Origin of the sequence: Bradyrhizobium sp. 160, from assembly GCF_023073735.1 — a bacterium.
In the GTDB taxonomy this organism is placed as follows: domain Bacteria; phylum Pseudomonadota; class Alphaproteobacteria; order Rhizobiales; family Xanthobacteraceae; genus Bradyrhizobium.
In genome coordinates this window covers 104287-122136 of the sequence record NZ_JADPKD010000013.1, presented here as the reverse complement: position 1 = coordinate 122136, position 17850 = coordinate 104287, and the positions used below count along the sequence as shown (strand labels likewise).

General features: G+C 63.2%; 17 protein-coding genes and 2 pseudogenes. 7 read left to right on the top strand and 12 right to left on the bottom strand.

Annotation, left to right across the window (positions count from 1 at the left end; genetic code table 11):
- Nucleotides 1–464: 464 nt before the first annotated feature.
- A complete protein-coding gene (locus IVA98_RS06715) occupies nt 465–1568 on the top strand; it encodes a hypothetical protein (protein ID WP_247354540.1) in 1104 nt (367 codons plus the stop codon).
- Between the two features lie 77 nt (nt 1569–1645).
- Here the strand turns inward: IVA98_RS06715 and IVA98_RS06710 are convergent, their stop codons facing one another.
- The 6 genes from IVA98_RS06710 to IVA98_RS06685 are packed head-to-tail and all read right to left on the bottom strand — an operon-like array spanning nt 1646 to nt 7518.
- Entirely contained in the window at nt 1646–2131 is a 486-nt protein-coding gene (locus tag IVA98_RS06710; protein ID WP_247354539.1) for a nucleoside deaminase, read from the bottom strand.
- Between the two features lie 13 nt (nt 2132–2144).
- A complete protein-coding gene (locus tag IVA98_RS06705) occupies nt 2145–3677 on the bottom strand; it encodes an ABC transporter ATP-binding protein (RefSeq protein ID WP_247354538.1) in 1533 nt (510 codons plus the stop codon).
- Nucleotides 3674–4357: a biuret amidohydrolase gene (biuH, locus tag IVA98_RS06700; RefSeq protein ID WP_247354537.1), complete on the bottom strand. Its 684-nt coding sequence runs from the start codon at nt 4355–4357 to the stop codon at nt 3674–3676. Before biuH ends, IVA98_RS06705 begins: the two co-directional genes overlap by 4 nt.
- A gap of 11 nt (nt 4358–4368) precedes the next feature.
- On the bottom strand, nt 4369–5295 hold the full coding sequence (locus IVA98_RS06695) for an ABC transporter permease (protein ID WP_247354536.1): 927 nt from the start codon (nt 5293–5295) through the stop codon (nt 4369–4371).
- Between the two features lies 1 nt (nt 5296).
- Nucleotides 5297–6409 carry an ABC transporter permease gene (locus IVA98_RS06690; RefSeq protein WP_247354535.1) on the bottom strand — a complete coding sequence of 371 codons (1113 nt, stop codon included), beginning with the start codon at nt 6407–6409 and terminating at the stop codon, nt 5297–5299.
- Nucleotides 6406–7518 carry a BMP family ABC transporter substrate-binding protein gene (locus IVA98_RS06685; RefSeq protein WP_247354534.1) on the bottom strand — a complete coding sequence of 371 codons (1113 nt, stop codon included), beginning with the start codon at nt 7516–7518 and terminating at the stop codon, nt 6406–6408. Before IVA98_RS06685 ends, IVA98_RS06690 begins: the two co-directional genes overlap by 4 nt.
- Before the next feature lie 399 nt (nt 7519–7917).
- Between IVA98_RS06685 and IVA98_RS06680 the strand changes: the two are divergent.
- Nucleotides 7918–9164 (top strand): annotated as a pseudogene (locus tag IVA98_RS06680) (allantoate amidohydrolase).
- A gap of 97 nt (nt 9165–9261) precedes the next feature.
- Entirely contained in the window at nt 9262–10632 is a 1371-nt protein-coding gene (locus tag IVA98_RS06675; RefSeq protein WP_247354533.1) for a hypothetical protein, read from the top strand.
- Between the two features lie 124 nt (nt 10633–10756).
- On the opposite strand, the gene IVA98_RS06670 is transcribed toward IVA98_RS06675, so the two are convergent.
- Nucleotides 10757–10978, bottom strand: coding sequence for a hypothetical protein (locus IVA98_RS06670; RefSeq protein ID WP_247280561.1), 222 nt, complete (start codon nt 10976–10978; stop codon nt 10757–10759).
- Nucleotides 10979–11324: 346 nt separating this feature from the next.
- Here IVA98_RS06670 and IVA98_RS06665 point away from each other — a divergent pair, with 346 nt between their 5' ends.
- Nucleotides 11325–11507 carry a hypothetical protein gene (locus IVA98_RS06665; protein ID WP_247354532.1) on the top strand — a complete coding sequence of 61 codons (183 nt, stop codon included), beginning with the start codon at nt 11325–11327 and terminating at the stop codon, nt 11505–11507.
- 25 nt (nt 11508–11532) lie between these two features.
- On the opposite strand, the gene IVA98_RS06660 is transcribed toward IVA98_RS06665, so the two are convergent.
- The 3 genes from IVA98_RS06660 to IVA98_RS06650 form a co-directional block, all read right to left on the bottom strand.
- A complete protein-coding gene (locus tag IVA98_RS06660) occupies nt 11533–12909 on the bottom strand; it encodes a vWA domain-containing protein (RefSeq protein WP_247354531.1) in 1377 nt (458 codons plus the stop codon).
- A gap of 5 nt (nt 12910–12914) precedes the next feature.
- Entirely contained in the window at nt 12915–13862 is a 948-nt protein-coding gene (locus IVA98_RS06655) for an AAA family ATPase (RefSeq protein ID WP_247301828.1), read from the bottom strand.
- Between the two features lie 146 nt (nt 13863–14008).
- Nucleotides 14009–14209: a hypothetical protein gene (locus tag IVA98_RS06650; protein WP_247301825.1), complete on the bottom strand. Its 201-nt coding sequence runs from the start codon at nt 14207–14209 to the stop codon at nt 14009–14011.
- A gap of 239 nt (nt 14210–14448) precedes the next feature.
- Here IVA98_RS06650 and IVA98_RS06645 point away from each other — a divergent pair, with 239 nt between their 5' ends.
- Nucleotides 14449–15423, top strand: a complete 975-nt coding sequence (locus IVA98_RS06645) for a quinone oxidoreductase family protein (protein ID WP_247354530.1) — start codon at nt 14449–14451, stop codon at nt 15421–15423.
- 40 nt (nt 15424–15463) lie between these two features.
- On the opposite strand, the pseudogene IVA98_RS06640 reads toward IVA98_RS06645, so the two are convergent.
- Nucleotides 15464–15740: pseudogene (locus tag IVA98_RS06640) on the bottom strand (hypothetical protein).
- Between the two features lie 96 nt (nt 15741–15836).
- A complete protein-coding gene (locus IVA98_RS06635; protein WP_247280567.1) occupies nt 15837–16445 on the bottom strand; it encodes a S24 family peptidase in 609 nt (202 codons plus the stop codon).
- A 165-nt stretch (nt 16446–16610) separates the two neighbouring features.
- On the opposite strand from IVA98_RS06635, the gene IVA98_RS06630 reads away from it, so the two are divergent.
- A complete protein-coding gene (locus IVA98_RS06630; RefSeq protein WP_247354529.1) occupies nt 16611–17144 on the top strand; it encodes a GcrA family cell cycle regulator in 534 nt (177 codons plus the stop codon).
- Between the two features lie 49 nt (nt 17145–17193).
- Entirely contained in the window at nt 17194–17769 is a 576-nt protein-coding gene (locus IVA98_RS06625; RefSeq protein ID WP_247354528.1) for a hypothetical protein, read from the top strand.
- Nucleotides 17770–17850 lie beyond the last annotated feature (81 nt).

The window sequence follows — 17850 nt, the reverse complement described above, 5'->3', positions numbered from 1 at the left end:
ATGCGAAAAAGCGTCATGCCTTGCTCAACGCCGCGGCAGGCGTGGCAGTGCCGGTGTGCCGGTCCATGGGTGTGACGATCGCTGCGGTGCCTGTTGCAAATTTGTGACGGTTCAAGCCAAATCGGAACCCTGTGGGCAGGCTTGACGCCATGTTGAGCAATCGTAGGTCCGTCCATCCATCGCTCAGAGCACAGCGGTCGCGACGTCTGCTTCAACTCGGCTTCGCTCGGGGCGCGATCAGAAAATCCGAATAAAAACAATCGGGAATGTTCGGCAATAGCGATCCTCGCCGCTCGTCCTCACCGCGTCCGGCCACTTTGCAATCTCCTCCTTGAAACGTCGCGTGCTGCCGCAACAAGCGGCACGCCATGTGAAAAGTTGAGGCTTCGCACTCCGGGAGATCGGCGCAAGTGTCGCACCCAGGGACGTTCATTTTTGAACGTCCAAACTTGGGGGTATTCAGGATGTCGTTTCGTTACACGGCAATGGCAGCAACGGCGCTGTCACTTGCTACGCTGGCCACCGGTGGCCTAGCTCAGGCGGCGGATCTGCCAGTGAAGGCGGCCAAGAAGGCGCCGGACCTTCCATTCTTCCTGGTCATCGACAACCGCGTCACCTTCTCGTACATCTTCAACGCTTCGCAGCCGGGCGCGTGGTCGTTCCGGCCCGATGGGTCGATCAACAGCAAGACCACAAAGCAGGTCTACTCGTTCACCCATTTCGACGCCTGGGCGTACGGCACGAACTTCTTCACCATCTCGATGTACAAGTCGGATCACAATGACCCGGCGGGGCCCTGCACCAATGCGGGCGCGATCTTCGGCACGCCGGCATCCTGCGCCGGGGCGACCGAAATCTATGGCCTGTTCCGTTCGACCTTCGGCTGGAACGAGCTCTTCGACACCAAGGCTTTCAGCGCGGGGCCGCTGCACAACATCTCGTTCGAAGTCGGCATGGACGCCAATACCGAGAACAGGTATTTCGGCGCTGCCAAGCGCGACGTCGTTGGCGGTCTGCAGTTTGCGTTCGACCTGCCCTACAAGGGCTACATCAACGTCGCGCCGCTGGTCTATTGGGAGTTCGCCAACCACAATTCCTTCAGCCAGTGTGGCCTGTTCGGTCCGGGCGTTCCCGGAGTCACGTGTCTGGCGGACGGCAACACGTCATTCAAGCCAACCTGGGCTGTCGAAGTCAATTACTACATGGACCTCGGCTTCCTGCCGCCGAACATGCAGTACTTCTCGATCAGCGGCCGTGCCGGCTGGTACGGCAAGAAGGGCACCGACACCGAGCCGCTGCCCTACAGCCCAGCGAATGGCGTCTACAACACCGCTGTTGAGCTTAACTCGGAACCGATCCGTCTAACCTTCGATGCCTCGAAGGCAGCCTGGGGTGACAAGTACTCCCACTTCGTGGATGTCTGGGTGGCTTACCGCTATTGGCAGAACAAATTCGGCCTCGATCACAATCTTGCCGTCGGCTGTACCACGGCCGTCGGTGGCCGGACGGTGAGCACCGGCTCCTGCACCGAGTCCTCGCTTTACTCCGGTATCACCGTAAAGTTCTAGTCATCTGACGCTCTCCAGGTGAAAAACGATGGCGCCGCGTCAAACCTCCGCGGCGTCATTCCCTTTTGGATGTGCTGCTACTTCGTCCACACCCCCTCGTGCAGCGCCTCGGCCTCATCCTCCAGCAAAGGCCCGACCACCTCGGTCGGGCGCTGTCCGCTGGCAAAGACCTCGCGGCAGGGCAGGTCGAGCGTCGGATTCTCCGGATGGTTGCCGGTAAGGCCGCGCAGGCGGTGCTCGCTGAGACCGTAGACCACGCGGCCGATGCTGGCCCAGTAGATCGCGCCTGAACACATCGCGCAGGGTTCTGCGGAGGAATAGAGCGTCGCCATCGCCAACACCTCCCGACTGAGCTTGCGGCAGGCCTGCGTCGCCGCCAGGCGCTCGGCATGCGCGGTGCCGTCATGATCCGGTAGGTAGCCGTTCTCGGCCTCGATCAGCACGTTGCCGTCGGCATCGACGACGATGCAGCCGAAGGGATGATTGCCATGGGTGAGGGAACGGCGGGCGACCGCGAAGGCTAGACGCAGAAAGTGCTCGTCCCGCTCGGATGCGCCGCTCATCGCTACTCCCTGGTCAGTGTCCCGCCATGTGGCGGCCGATCACGGTGAGATCGGCCTCGCTGGTCCGTGCTTCATACACGAATTCGCCGTGGAACATCACCACCAGCCGGTCGGACAGTTCGAGCAGCTCATCAAGGTCCTCGCTGACGAGCAGCACGGCGGCGCCGCGGTTGCGCGCGGCCATGATCTCGGCGTGGATCCGCGCCACCGCGGCGAAGTCCAGGCCGAAACAGGGATTGGCCGCGATCAGAACCTCGACATGGCCGCCTAGCTCACGGGCGAGCACGGCGCGTTGCACGTTGCCGCCCGACAGGGCCGATATCGGCGTGTCCGGCGTGCGGGTCTTAATCTTGTACTGCGCGATCTTCGTCCTTGCCTCGTCGCGAAAGGCGCCGCGATTGAGCCACCAGCCGCCACGGGCGAAGGGCGCACGGTCGAATTCGCGGAAGGCGATGTTGTCGGCGACGCTCATGCCTCCGACGCAGGCGTTCTTCAGCGGCTCCTCGGGCAGAAGCGACATCTTGTGCCGCCGCATTTCCTCACGGCTGGCGCGGTACGGATCGCCGGCAACACGGATCTCGCCGCGTTCGGCTTCGCGCTGGCCCGCCAGCACCTCGACCAGCTGGCGTTGGCCGTTGCCGGAAACACCTGCAATGCCGACGATCTCGCCGGCGCGGACGGTGAGCGAGACGTCATGCACGGCGACTGCGCCGGCATCGTCGAGTGCGCGAAGCTTTTGCAGTTCGAGCCTGGTTTGGCCAGCCGCGCCGGTGCGCGGCGGCTGCACCGTCAATTGCTCGGCGCCAATCATGGTGCGTGCCATCGCGTCCGGCGTGAGGTCGGCGACCTTGCCGGCTCCGGCGAGCTTTCCGCGGCGCAGGATCGTGACGTCATCGGCGAAGGCCATGACCTCGCGGAACTTGTGCGTGATCATCAGGATGGTCAGCTCGCCCCTGACGACCATATCGCGGAGCATGCCGAGCACCTCGTCGGCTTCTGCCGGCGTCAGTACCGAGGTCGGCTCGTCCAGGATCAGGAACCGACGCCTCAGGTAGAGCTGCTTGAGGATCTCGCACTTCTGCCGTTCGCCGGCAGAGATGTCCGCGACTTTCGCGCCGAGCGGCACCTTGAAGGGCATGCGGCTCAAGAACGCTTCGAGCTCCTTCATCTCCTTCGACCAGTTCACCACGGCCGGCACGTCGTCGCGGGCCAGCACGAGGTTTTCCGCGACCGTCATCGCGGGCACCAGTGTAAAATGCTGATAGACCATGCCGAGCCCAAGCGCGTGGGCGTCCTTCGGATTGCCGATCGCCTGCTCGCGCCCGCCGACGAGGATGTCGCCTTCGGTCGCGTGGTAATAGCCCATGATGCATTTGACGAGGGTCGACTTGCCGGCGCCGTTCTCGCCGAGCAGCGCGTGGAAGGAGCCCGGCCGCACTTTCAGCTCGACATTGTCCAGCGCCAAGAAATCGCCGAAGCGCATCGTCATGGCGACGGCGTCGACGCCGAAGGCGCCTGACGGCGGTGGCGTTTCGCCGATGATCACGAAATCGCTCCGATGACGGCGTCGGAGGTTGAGACCGCGCCGAACACGCCGCCCTGCATCTTGATCATCTTCAGCGCGTGGTCATGGTTGCTCTTGTCGGTCGCGCCGCAACAATCGTGCAGCAGCACGCATTCGAAGCCGCGATCGTTGGCCTCGCGGATCGTAGTGTGAACGCAGACGTCGGTCGTGATCCCGGTCAGCACGATATTATCGATGCCGCGCACGCGCAGGATCAGCTCCAAGTCGGTGGCGCAGAACGAGCCCTTGCCCGGCTTGTCGATGATCGGCTCGCCCGGCAGCGGTGCCAACTCCGGGATAATGTCCCAGCCGGGCTCGCCACGCACCAGGATGCGGCCGCAGGGGCCGGGATCGCCGATGCCGGCGCCGATCTGGCGCGAGCGCCAGCGCTTGTTAGCGGGAAGATCGGAGAGATCGGGGCGGTGGCCTTCACGGGTGTGGATGATATGGAAGCCTTGGCTGCGCATCACTGCGAGCAGCTTCCTGATCGGCTCGATCGGTGCCCGCGTCAGCGAGAGGTCGTAGCCCATCTTGTCGACATAGCCGCCGACGCCGCAGAAATCGGTCTGCATGTCGATGATGATGAGCGCCGTGTTCTCGGGACGAAGATCGCCGTTGTAGGGCCAGGCATAGGGTTCGGATTTGATGTGGCGCTCGGGCATAATCTTGCTCTCTAGCGGGTGATCGACAATTCGGCCGGGGCGCCGGTCAGTGTGCGTTTGGGCGAGCAGGTGACGATCATGATCGCCAGCGTCAGGATGTAGGGCGCGGCATTGAAGAGGTGATAGCCGGAGGTGACGCCGACAGATTGCAGCGCCGGCCCCAGCGCCGCGGCGCCGCCGAAGGCGAGCGAGGCCCATAGGCAGAGCAGGGGATCCCAGCGTGCGAAGATCACGAGTGCGACCGCCGTGATGCCCTGACCCGAGGAGAGACCCTCGTTCCAGCTGCCGGGATAGAACAGCGAAAGGAACGAGCCGCCGATGCCGGCGAGGAAGCCGCCGATCATGGTGGCGCGCAGGCGGATCAGCAGCACGGAGTGGCCCATCGCGCGCGCGGCGTCCGAGCTCTCGCCGGCGGTACGGATGAGCAAGCCCCAACGCGTGATGCGGAAGGCCCAGTACAGGATCGGCGCAAGCGCGAGGCCGATCAGAAAAAGGACGTTGACACGCAGTGCAGCGCGGACCTGCGGGACGTCGCTCCACCAGCCGAAATCGATCGCGGGCAGCCGCGGCGCGGTGGGCTCGATGAGCGGCTTTCCAAGGTAGAAGGCAAGCCCGGTGCCGAACAGCATCAGCGCAATGCCGACTGCAACGTCGTTGACGCGCGGCAGCGAACAGATGCCGGCGTGCAGCGCGCCCAAAAGCGCGCCGGTGATGCCGGCGGCGAGCACGCCAAGCCACGGTGAGCCCGTGAGATAGGAGATGCCATAGGCGCTCATCGCGCCCATCACCAACGTGCCTTCGAGGCCGAGATTGATGCGGCCGGAGCGCTCGGTGATGCATTCCCCTAAGCTCACGAACAGGAACGGCGTGGAGACGCGAATGGCGCCGCCGAGCACGGCGAGCGGGACGGTCCAGAGTCCGATCGATCCGTCTGCCATCTCAGGATTTTCCCTTCAGGAACCCGGTGCGGCCGTAGAGCGCATCGCTGGCCAGCACGAAGACGAAGATGATGCCCTGGAGCACCAGCACGGACGCATCCGGCAGTCCCAGGCGCCGTTGCAGCAGGCCGCCGCTGGCGCTGATACCGCCGAGCAGGATGGCGACGGGGATGATGGCGAGCGGACTTTGCCGCGCAAGGAAGGCGACGAGAATGCCGGTGAAGCCGTAGCCGGCCGCAAGGTTGGCATTGGTGCGTCCCTGCACGGCGGCGACCTCGACCATGCCGGCAAGGCCAGCGGCGCCGCCGGCAAGGAAGCAAACGGTCAGTATCAGCTTGTCGACGCCGAGGCCGACGATCTTCGCGGCGCGGATGTTGCCGCCGGCAATCCGCGCGGCGAAGCCGAACACGGTGTGATAGACCAGGACGTAGGCGGCGATCGCGGCGGTCAGGCCGAACACCAGGCCCCAATGCACATCGGTGCCGGGAATGGTGCCGATCATGTTGGCGGCGCCGATCTCGCGCGTCGAGGGCTTGTTGAGGCTCGCGGGATCGCGCATCGCGCCTTCGACGAGATGGTTGAGGATTGCGAGCGCGATGTAGACGAGCAAGAGGCTCGATATGGTCTCATTGACGCCGCGATACTGTCGCAAGCCGCCCGACAGCATGATCCACGAGCCTCCGCCGATCACGCCGGCGATGACCATGGAAGTCTGGACGACAAGCGGCGGCAGGCCCTGGAGCGCCAATGCGGCGCTGGTTGCCGACAATGCGCCGATCAGGAGCGCGCCTTCGCCGCCGATGATGACCATGCCGAGCTGCGCGGGCAGCGCCGTGCAGAGTGCTGTTAGGATCAAGGGAGCAGCGCGCGTGAGCGTGTTCTGCCAGGAGAACCAGGTGCCGAACGCGCCGTAGTACATGTAGAAATAGAGGTCGAGCGGATTCTTGCCGAACATCGCGACGAAGATGCCGAAGACCGCGAGCGCGCCGACGAGCGCCGCGCCCGGGATGAGGATGTATTCAATTGTTGCGCCGTGGCGCTGGAGAAAGCCGGGATCGGCGGCCGGGGCGATCGTCCCGGCCGCGTCAAGGGGATCCGCAGCTTCCGTTGTCACGAAGTGGCTCCGATCACACCCTCGACGAGATAGTCCATCTTCTCGAGCTCGGGATCCTTCTGACCGCGATCGGTGCCGGCCGCGATCACGGTCCTGCCCCTGTTGTCGACCAGCCCTCCCTTGAAAATGGCGTAGCCTTCAGCCGACAGGAATTTGGCTTTTACGTCGTCGGCGTGCTTGCGGGCCTCTGCGGAAACCGCTTCGCCATAGGGCGATGTCTTGACGATCTCTTCCTTGAGGCCGCCGCGGTAGAAGTTCGGGATGCTCTCGCCGGCGGCAATCATCTTCACGAACTTCGGATAGAGCGCTTCCCAATTCCACTCCGCGCCGGTGAGATACGCCTTCGGCGCGAGCGGCGACTGGTTGGTGTGATAGCCGCAGACGAAGGCGCCGCGTCGTGCCGCATTCTCGACCATGGTCTTGGGACCGTCGACATGGCAGGTGAGCACGTCAACGCCCTGGTCGATCAGGCTGTTGGTGGCTTCGGCTTCCTTGACCGGCATCGACCAGTCACCGGTGAAGATGACCTGCGTGGTCGCCTTGGGATTGGCGAGCCTGGCCCCGAGCGTGAAAGCGTTGATGTTGCGCAGCACCTGCGGGATGGGCTTGGCCGCAACGAAGCCGAGCTTGCCGCTCTTCGAGGTGTAGCCGGCGACGATCCCGCAGATGTATTGAGCTTCGTCGATATAGCCGAAATAGCTGCCGGCGTTCTTCGGATCCTTGTCGCTCCACAGGCCGCCGCAATGCTCGAAACGGAGCTTCGGGTACTTGTTGGCCATCTTGATCATGTGCGGATTGTAGTAGCCGAACGAGGTCGGGAAGAGCAGGCTGGCGCCGTCGAGATTGATCATGGACTCGATCGTCTTCTCGACCGCGTCGGTCTCCGGCACCTTCTCTTCCTCGATGACCTTGAGGCCGGGAATCTTCTTCAGCGCCGCTGCCCCCTGCGCGTGCGCCTGGTTGTAGCCGTAGTCGTCACGCGAGCCGACATAGATGAAGCCGATGGTCGTCTCGGCTGCGAAGGCCGGGCGGAGGCCAGCCGCGGCGCCGAGGGTCAGGGCCGTACCGCCTTGCAACAAATGCCGTCGTGAAATCCTGCCAAAATCCATTGCTTGCTCCCCTGGGCGGATGCCCCGCCTCGATCTCGCGGCTGCCGCCGATCTGGCGGAGCTCGGGACACGTGTCGCAAGCTTCGTGCCACAGGCTGCGGAGTGTTCAATTGCGGATAAGCTATTGAAATATAAGATTCTCTATGCTGCCTGAATCCTGATCAGGATATCGACAGATTAATTTATGGGCAGTAACTCCCAATTGTATGCAATGGAGTTAAGCAGCTTTAACCTGTCCGTGCGTGTGCATGCCGGGAGACTGCCGGCGGGCTACTCGCGTTCATGCTAATCACGCCCGGATTGGGACAGCGCCGGTGCGCGATTTTCGCTCGCATCCAACTTGTATCGATTGTCATCAGGACCTCCGCTGCTGGGGTCCCCGAAAGATGGAAAGCCGAGATGGTTGCTGGGAACGCCGTTCAGAGGACATCGCTCGGCGAAGAAATCGTGCGTCGCATCAACGAGCTCGGTGCGATCTCGCAAGAGGCCGGCAAGCTCACCCGCATCTATCTGAGCAAGGAGTTGCGCGAGGCTGCGGACCTCATCCTGGGCTGGATGCGCGAGGCCGGCATGAGCGCGCATCTCGATGCGATCGGCAACGTCTGTGGCCGCTACGAAGGCGAGCGGCCGGGTGCGCCCTGCCTGATGCTCGGCTCGCACTATGACACTGTGCGCGATGCCGGCAAATGGGACGGGCCTCTCGGCGTGATCACCGCGATCGCCTGTGTCGCAGATCTCAACCGCCGCGGCAGGCGCTTGCCGTTCGCGATCGAGGTCGTCGGCTTTGCCGATGAAGAGGGGGTACGTTTCGCCTCGACCCTGCTCGGCAGCCGTGCGGTGGCCGGCACAAGAGCGTCCTGAACACGCGCGACCGTGACGGCGTGTCGATGCGCGATGCGCTCATCACGTTCGGCCTTGACCCCGATCATATCGGCGCGGCTGCACGGACGCGGCGCGAGCTAATTGCCTACCTTGAATTGCATATCGAGCAGGGTCCGGTGCTGGAAGCACAGAACCTGCCTGTCGGCGTCGTCACCGCGATTGCGGGCGCGACGCGTCTTGCCGCGCGGCTGACCGGCATGGCCGGGCACGCCGGCACGGTGCCGATGGCGCTTCGGCGTGATGCGCTCGCCGGCGCGGCCGAATGCATTGTCGAGCAGTTTTGCCGGACCGACGAGGGCGGGCTGGTCGGGACCGTCGGATACATCCAGGCAAGGCCCGGCGCGACCAACGTCATCCCGGGCGAGGTGTCTTTCACCATCGACATGCGCGCGCCAATCGACATGCATCGCAAGCGTGCAGTCGCCGACATCGTCCGCCAGATCGAGGCGATCGCGAAGCGCCTGCAATTGGTGCTTCAGCTCGACGTCACGCACGAGAACGGCACGGCACCCTGTGCGCCCTGGCTCAAGGAGCAGATCGCTCAGGCGATCGGAGCGGAAGGCTTTTCAGTATTCGAGCTGCCGAGCGGAGCAGGCCACGACGACATGGCGATGATCGACATTGCCGATGTCGGCATGATCTTCGTGCGCTGCCGCGGCGGCATCAGTCATCACCCGGACGAGCATGTCGAGCTCGCCGATGCCGAAGTTGGCGCCCGCGTGCTGCTGCGGGTGATCGAGAATTTTCAGGCCCTGGGAAGGTAAGTCGAGCCCGCAAGTCACCGGATAGAGACACGAATCAGACAGCTCTAGAAACTCGCGGCGTATTGCCGGGATCACGAGACACAATTCGAAGACACCTATGAACAGCGGCACCTCTTTTCCATCACGTCGTGAGAACCGGTTTTATCAGGGCCTGACAGCGACCTTCGTTGCCAACGCGCTTCAGGCGGTGAATTTTCTCGGCGATCGATTCCTGAGGCAGTCACCTCATTCACTCTCGGCTATCGCGGACCTTTACCGGCACTCGATGGACAGCGCCTTCTCGGCGACCGAGACTTTCCTCGTCACGGGGGCGCCGCACGCCTGCGCGTACTATCCGCGCGACTTTGCCTGGTTCTATCCCGACATTCTCGATCCCCAAACCATCATGGATTCGCATGACGCGGTGCGACGGGCCAATCTGCTCGAAAGGAGCGTGCATCTGTTGCTGGAGGCGGTTCGCGCTGGCGTCGTCACCACGACCATCGTGCCGGCGGGACGCGGCCGGCATCTCGGCGTGAATTATTTCTCGCGTCCTTCGGATACGCTGCTCGGTATCTTGGCCGGTCTCCAGCAGATGGTTTCCGCGGAGGACAGGGCGTCGTCCTATCTGGCGATGTCGCAATGCGCGCATGCCGGCCGTCTGCTGCTGGCCGAATACGGAGCCGACCTGAAGCGGGCGATCCTGCAGCTCGCAAGCGAGCTGGAGTCATTCGACGATGGCGGCACCAGATATTTGCTGTGCGATGCCCGCGCCCCGCGCTCTGCAGCCACCGACACCCGCGCCGAGCGACGGCGGTTCGTCACAAATGCCTGTGTGTACACGACGTTCGTGTGGGGCATTCAGCTCGGAGTCGTGGACGAGAATGAGCTAAAGCGGCTGCTGGGACGTCACCTCGGGCAGTACAAGAAGGACCTGCTCCGGCTGTTCGGCAAGGACGGCTATATCAGACATTCGCTGGACGGCCCGGCGGCTCCGCCAGCGTCCTCGGTTGCGCTGGATTTCGTCAGCGTGCATCGCGGCTTCTGGGACCTGAACGAGGAGTGCGAGCGGGCGCTGTTCGCGGCCACGGCGGATTTAATCATTGCGGAGCCGCGCTTCCGCATCCCTAACACGTTCCACTTCCTGGTGTCGGCAGATAATCCGCAGACCAAGATGATTCACAAGATCGCCGCTCCCGCCTACCAGGGACGCTCATCCTGGCCGACATTCAACGTCGAGTTTGCGGATCGCATGCTGGATTACGACGAATTCTCGGGGAGCGACACCTACCGGGCCTGCGCCCAGGGAATATTGAAGGACATTCGGACCGCAACCGAGGTCCATGGCGGCTATCAGGAATTGCTGTCCGAGCGGGGCCTCAAATATCGCACCTGGGCCTACAAGGGTGCTGTGGCGCACTCCTGGTTCCCGCGTTTCCTGTCGGTCTGGAGGAGGGCGTATGGAACGCCGCTCCTCCAATGGGAATGACTGATCCGCAACGTCGGTTAAGCAGTCGGCGGGGCCACCCTCGAGCACTCTTGCTGCCAAGGTCATCTGATCCGATTTCGGCGAGAATTGATGTTCGGGTGAGGGCGGCCAACCGCCGTTCGCACTACGCTGCGAGATCCAGCAGCCGGCACGATCCGCGGACCAGCACCTTGCGTCCGGTGGGCGTCATCTCAGGCACGCCGCCATTGACGACAACAAGGCCGAGCTTGATGAGGCTTTCGACCAGATAGGCTTTCGAGAGGCGACCGTTCGATGCCGGATTGCGAAGCGTGCGTAGCGCTTCCCATTGATCCGGCGAAAGATCGAAGTCGACATCGTTGCTCATGCTGCCTCAAGCGATAGTAACGTTTGCGCGCCTCTGTTAGCGGCGCTGCATGAACACCATGCGACGACAATGAGTCGGGAATTCGGTGAGTTGTTTAGAACGTCTCTTCACCGAATTGCCGCACTTCATTGCGTCATAGGAGTTAAGATCGTTTGAGCGCAAATATTGTCCCAGACCTCGATCACATATTGATGATTTAGGCTTGTGTTGCGGCGCGAACTGCTGCGCTGCACGGGAACAGCTACTGTCCCATTCTGCGTCGCAATATGCACAGAAATGATGGGACGGAGCGTTCGGGGCCCTGTTAGGTTCGCGGGGAATGGCTTCACAGGCAGAGGTGGACTGCATGAACAGGCTGGTGGAAATTCGCAGTCAAGAATCTCTGTGCCGCGAGCGTGCCGCGCTCGATTTTGAGCGGCGGGTTTTCTGGCTCGCGCAAGCCCAGGAATGGGAGCAGCGCGCGCTCGACGAAATTGCGTATCACTTTCGGGAGTGCAATATCGCCCGGGCCGAGTTGACCGCCGCCTGACCTCAGACAGGGGCGTGTTAGGCCTTCACTGATAAGTGGCCACGATATCGGACACCGCGCGCTCGAGCTGCTGCGCGGTGGCGCACTGGCGCACGACACTACAAAAGGTCGCATAGCGCGGCATCTCGGAATCGCCAAAGCCCCAGGCGAGCCGTCCTTCGGGATTGAGCCAGACCAGCCGCTTTGAGCGCTCGGAGATACGGCGCAGGATGTCGGCGCGCGGGTCGAGGTTATTGCTGCGGGCGTCGCCGAGCACGATGACCGTGGTCTGCGGCGTCAGCGCGCTCATGAATTCCTTCTCGAAATCGGCCAGCGAGGAGCCGTAGTCGGACGAGCCGAAACCGACCTTGGACATGATCTCGGCCATCGCCTCTTCCGGCGAGTTGTTCTCCAGGATCTCGCTGACCTCGATCAGATGCGAGGAAAAGGCGAAGGAGCGGACGTCGTCGACCACCTCATGCAGCGAGTGGATCAACAGCAGGAAGAAGTCGGAGACCTGGGCGACCGAGCCGGAGACGTCGCAAAGGGCCACGATCTTGGGCCGGTCGCGATGTTTGCGTTTCCAGGCGGTGAGGAACGGCACCCCGCCCCAGGCCGCGTTGCGGCGGAGCGTACGGCGAACGTCGAGATGGCCGCGGCGCTGGCGCTTGCGCGGCTTCGAGTAGCGCTCGCGCAGCCGGCGCGCGATCTGGCGGATGAGGGCACGCATCTCGGCGACCTGGCGCCGCTCGATGCGCGCGAGCGGCGCGTTGCGCAGGATCTCGTTGCGGAGGCTTTCGGCCTCCTCGCGGGCGTAGAGCGCAAGCCCCTGGGAGACCGTGTCGCGCACCGCTTCGCGCAAGGCATCGAGCGCAGCGCGCAGACGCTCGGCCAGTGACGGGTTGGTCGCGGTCAGTTGGTCCAGATCGTCCCGCAGGCGCTGGAGGCCCATGGCGTCGAGGATGCGGCTGGAGAAGATGCCGCGCTGGGTGGAATAGCGGATATCGGACAGCGCGGCGACACCGGAGGCACTGGCGATCGCCGCCGCGATCGCATTGCGATCCTGCGACAGCAGCATCTGCGCAAGAGCGCCCAGTTCCTGGGGAGGCTGACCTTCACCGGCTTCGCTGCCCGCGTCCGATGAGGGCGACTGATCTAGGTCCTGCGAAGCGTCATCGCTGCTGGCCTCAGGCTGATCCTGCCGCGGTTCCGGCTGACTGAAGAAGAGATCAAAGCAATCGCCGAGTGCGAGCTTCTCGTCCTGCGACTTGGCGAGCGTCAGCAGCAGGGCGTCGCGCAAGATCGCGCGGTCGGAGAAACCGACCTGCTTGACCGCACGCATCGCATCAATGCTTTCGGCGGGCGAGACATGAACGCCGGCGCCGCGGGCCGCCCGAAAAAAGCGATGGAGGTTCTCGCGCATCGGTCTCAACCGAAGACGTTGGACCGCGCCGCTTTGGCAATGAAGGTCGTAACTTGCGGCGACGCGGCTTCAATATCGGCTTCGTATTTCAGGAGCACGTTGAGCGTGTCCTTGACGATCTCGGTATCGAGTTCGGTGGCCTGAAGCAGCACCAGCACGCGCGCCCAATCGATGGTCTCGCTGACCGAGGGCAGCTTCTTCAGATCGAGTGAGCGGATCTCGTGGATGAAACCGACCATCTGCCGGCGCAGCGCCTGCGAGATGCCGGGCACGCGGCTCTCGACGATGCGTTCTTCCAGCCTGTGCTCGGGAAAGCCGATGTGCAGATGCAGGCAGCGTCGCTTCAAGGCGTCGCCGAGGTCGCGCTCGCTGTTGGAGGTGAGGATCACGGTCGGCGGCGTGATCGCCGAGACGGTGCCGAGCTCGGGGATGGTGACCTGGAAGTCGGACAGGATCTCCAGCAGCAGCGATTCGAATTCCGCATCCGACTTGTCGATCTCGTCAATCAGGAGCACGCAGCCGCCCGGCTGCTCCAGCGCCTGGAGCAGGGGCCGCGGCTCGACGAATTCCTTCGAGAAGAACACGTCACCGAAATCGTGGAGCTGGTCGAGCGCTGCATGCAGCGTCTGCGCGCCACCCAGGACTTCGCCGAGCTTGTCCTTCAGGATCTGGGTATAGAGAAGCTGCTTGGCGTATTTCCATTCGTAGAGCGCCTTGGCCTCGTCCAGGCCTTCATAGCATTGCAGGCGGATCATCTTCATGCCGCGCCAAGCGGCAATCGCCTTGGCAAGCTCGGTCTTGCCGACGCCCGCGGGGCCCTCGACCAGGATCGGCTTCTCGATCTGTTGCGACAGATAGACGGCGGTCGCGATCTGCCGGCTCGCGATATAGCCTTGCGCGGCGAGGCCGCTCTCCACTGCCTCGATCGAGGTCGAGGCCTTCTGATCAGCCACGAAACGGCGCTCCTAAAGGTCTTGCTTGAGGCTTGTTCTGCCTGCGTTCCGGGCAAAGAACAAGCCTCGTTTGGGAGCCACCAGACCCGCGGGTGCAGCGTTTTTTCCGCTTAACGCAAATAGTTGAACGGTGCGCCGGCGCGCGATCAGTGCCGCAGCAGCTTCGGCTTGCGGATGGTCTGTCTGACCTCGGCGCCGCAATCGGCGCATTCATAGACAAGGTCGATCTTGGCAAGGCTCCAATGCGGTTCGACCTCGCGGACATACATCGGCAGGAACCCCATGCAGGTGGGGCAAGTCACTGGCGCGATCTCGACATCCTGATGATGCTGAACATAAGCTGGCATCTCGGCTCTCCTTCGCAGGCGACCACCAAACCCCCGCGTGGAGGCTACCGCCACTCGCGCCAGGCCCGTCATCAACTCTTCCGAACAGAGCCGGAACTGCGGACATTTGTCGGCCGCTGTGACATTCTTGTTACGTATCGGTACTGTAACGGCCGGGCCAAATGCCTACTTCCCAGTGCGATCAGGTTCTCCGAACTTCACCGCAACGATATTCACTGCAACGATAAGGGAGTAACGCCATGACGCATGCCATTCGCTTTCACAAGACCGGTGGCCCGGAAGTCCTGGTCTGGGAGGAGGTCAGCGTCGGCAAGCCCGGACCGGGCGAGGCACGCATCCGCCACACCGCCGTTGGTCTCAATTTCGTCGACATCTACAACCGCTCGGGCCTGTATCCGGCGCAGCTGCCGAGCGGGCTCGGCAGCGAGGCGGCCGGCGTCATCGAGGAAGTCGGCCCAGGCGTCACCGATCTGAAGCCGGGCGATCGTGTTGCCTATGGCGCCTCGCCGCTCGGCGCCTATTCCGAGGCCCGGCTGATCCCCGCCGACCGCTTGTTGAAGCTGCCTGACGGTGTCGATGACAAGACTGCCGCGGCGATGATGCTCAAGGGGCTGACGACGCAGTACCTGATCCGGCAGACCTATCGGGTGAAGGCCGGCGACACCATCCTGCTCCACGCCGCGGCCGGCGGCGTCGGTCTGATCCTGAGCCAGTGGGCCAAGCACCTCGGCGCCACCGTGATTGGCACCGTCAGCAACGACGAGAAGGCGAAGCTCGCCAAGGCGCATGGCTGCGACCATGTCATCGTCTACACGCGCGAGGATTTCGTGAAGCGCGTCGACGAAATCACCGACGGCAAGAAGGTGCCTGTCGTCTATGATTCCGTAGGCAAGGACACGTTCCTGAAATCGCTGGACTGCCTGGCGCCCCTCGGCGTTGCCGCGCTGTTCGGTCAGTCCTCCGGCGCCGTCGATCCGCTCAATCTCGGCCTGCTGGCCCAGAAGGGCTCGCTCTACGTCACGCGGCCGACGCTGTTCACTTATGCCGCCAAGCGCGAAAGTTTGGTCGCGATGGCAGGCGAGCTGTTCGAGGTCGTCAAGTCCGGTGCAGTCAAGATCGAGGTGCACCAAACCTATCCGCTTAAGGACGCCGCCAAGGCGCATGCCGATCTCGCCGCGCGCAAGACCACGGGGTCGACCGTGCTTACGGTGTAACGTTCATTCGAGACGGCGCGATGCAGGCTGCCAGCTTCCGTCACGTCCGCTCGTGCTTGCGCAGATCGCGGGCGTGATCGAGGCGGCATGCCTGGAGGTCGATATCTTCGGGCGGGATCTGGGGCAGGGCGGCCTCCGACAGGATGGCCTCGGTCACGTCCTCGACCGAATTGTCGGCGATTTCGTGGACGAACGAGACGTTCCGGTATTCGCCCGAAACGATGCGGCAGACGATCTCACGCCTCGTGATTTCGGGGTCCACGACCGCCTCGCTGCCGCGCCCGCCCATAGTCGATCATCACGACGAAATATTGCATAGAACGAACCTGCCGCACCCGTAGTCGAGAGTGCGGCAGAGTATTTCTGAAAATCAGAAATAAGTCAAGAGCGACTTCCAAAAACGGAAATCGGCGCTACCTGCCCTTCTTGCGGGGGCGGGCCGACTTGGCGCGCAGCCGCTCGAGCTGTCCCTTGGGCATGGACAGGCAGATCTCTCCGACCCATTCGAGCTTCACGCCGACGATCGGCTTGGCGTTGAAGCTGGTGAGGTTGACCACGGAGGGGCTTTTGCCACGCTCGATGGTCTTCAAATAGCGCTCGCCGGTCTTGAGGCGGACCACGGCCTCCTCGCCATAGAAGCTCGACAGCGGATGACGCTGGTCCTTGTAGACCACGATCACGTCGCCGCTCTCGTACTTGGGTAGCATCGAATCGCCCACGATCTCGAAGGCGACCGTCTCTTCCATGATGGGGAAGGGCAGCGTGATGTCACCGAGTCCCTCCGGCGGAACTTGTTCATAATCGGGCTCGATCACGGCGCCGGCGCCGACGCGGCCCATGATCGGCGCGAGGTTGAGTTCGAGATATTCCATGATCGGAATGATCTCCGAAGCCTTCACTAGGCGTTCGCCGCCGAGGATCTCCGAGACCGCGCCGGGTCGCACGCCCATGGCCGCCGCCAGGCCGCCCTTACTCTTGCCGGTCTTTTCCAGGCCCCGCTCGATCATTGCAACGTCCAACATGGTGATTCCCTCGATTGCGCATGGTCTTGCCTCTTATAATCCGAAATTCGGAATTGATGCAATTATGAATATCAGAATTGTCGCCTGACTTTTAGATTCGGAATACCGGAATGTATCTTTCGCCTCGCGATCATGCGGTCGGAGGGTGCATCACAGGACAGCAGCATGGAACCGGGCCATTGGTCGTCGGAGCACTCCGACGCGCTTCGCGACTATTTTCTGAAGGGGATGTCTTATGCGGCCATCGGCCGAGAGATTAATGCAAGGTTTGGAACGGCTTACACACGTAGCGCGGTGGTCGGCCGCGCCAAGCGGCTCGGTCTCGTCATACCGGCTTGGATGACGAGCCCATCGGTCGTGCCGTCGCTGCCCGGCGAGGCTTGCCCGCCGTCGCCGCGCCGGTCGGCGTTGCCGAACCTGCATGTGCCGCCGAAATCCGCCATGAAGCCTGCTGCGCGCGCCAAATTGCGGTGCGTCGGCATCCAGCCGCGGTTGGTCCCGCTGGTCGACCTTGCGGACCACGACTGCCGCTACCCCTGTGGCGGCGACAAGGACGGGGAGGAAATCACTTTCTGTGGCCATCCGCGCCAGCCGGGTTCCAGCTATTGCACGCCGCATGCGCGTCTGACGCGCCGTTCTGGAGCTGAGTGCGCCCGTGCCACCCGTCCCGTCGTGCTCAGGCTGATCTGCGCTGCCTGAACCCGCGGCCAGCCGTTCATCGTCGATTTCGCAAACAAAGGAGTATCGAGTGGCACCTGCCCGACGCAACAAATCTTACAAACTGGCTGGAATCTACGACCGGCGGTCCCGCGATGTGCCGTTCAATGCCGAGGTGGCGGAAGTCGAGGTCGACAATCCGCTGGCGGTCGACCCCGGCGAGAAGATCGTGGCCATCCGGTCGGTCCGGAGCGATCCGCTCGGCCGGCTGCACGCGCACCATCAGATCGACGAGGCACAATACCGCGGCGGGCGCGCCTTCCAGAGCGATTGGGAGAGGGCGGAGCGGGGGCCTCAGGCTATGGACCCGACCCGTGTATATGTCGATGGCGCTCGCACGCGCGAGACGATTACCGAGAGCCAGCGCCAGGCGGTGCTGCGGCTGAATCGGGTCGAGCGCGAACTCGGCACCGACGGCGCGGCGCTGGTGCACGACGTGCTCGTGCTGGGCTTGACCATGGATCAGATCGGGCAGCGCCGCGCCGTTCGTACGCAGCGCTGGAACGACTATTTTGCACGGCGTTTTCGTGAATGCCTGGACCGGCTGGCACTGATCTACGGCTTCGCCACGACGACGGGGGCACCACGGGCAGGGCAGCGCAATTAGCGATCGCATGCCCGCGGCCTCGCCCGCGGGCATGCGATCGACTGCTCAGGGATGCGGTACGGGTCACTGGCTTTCCTATCG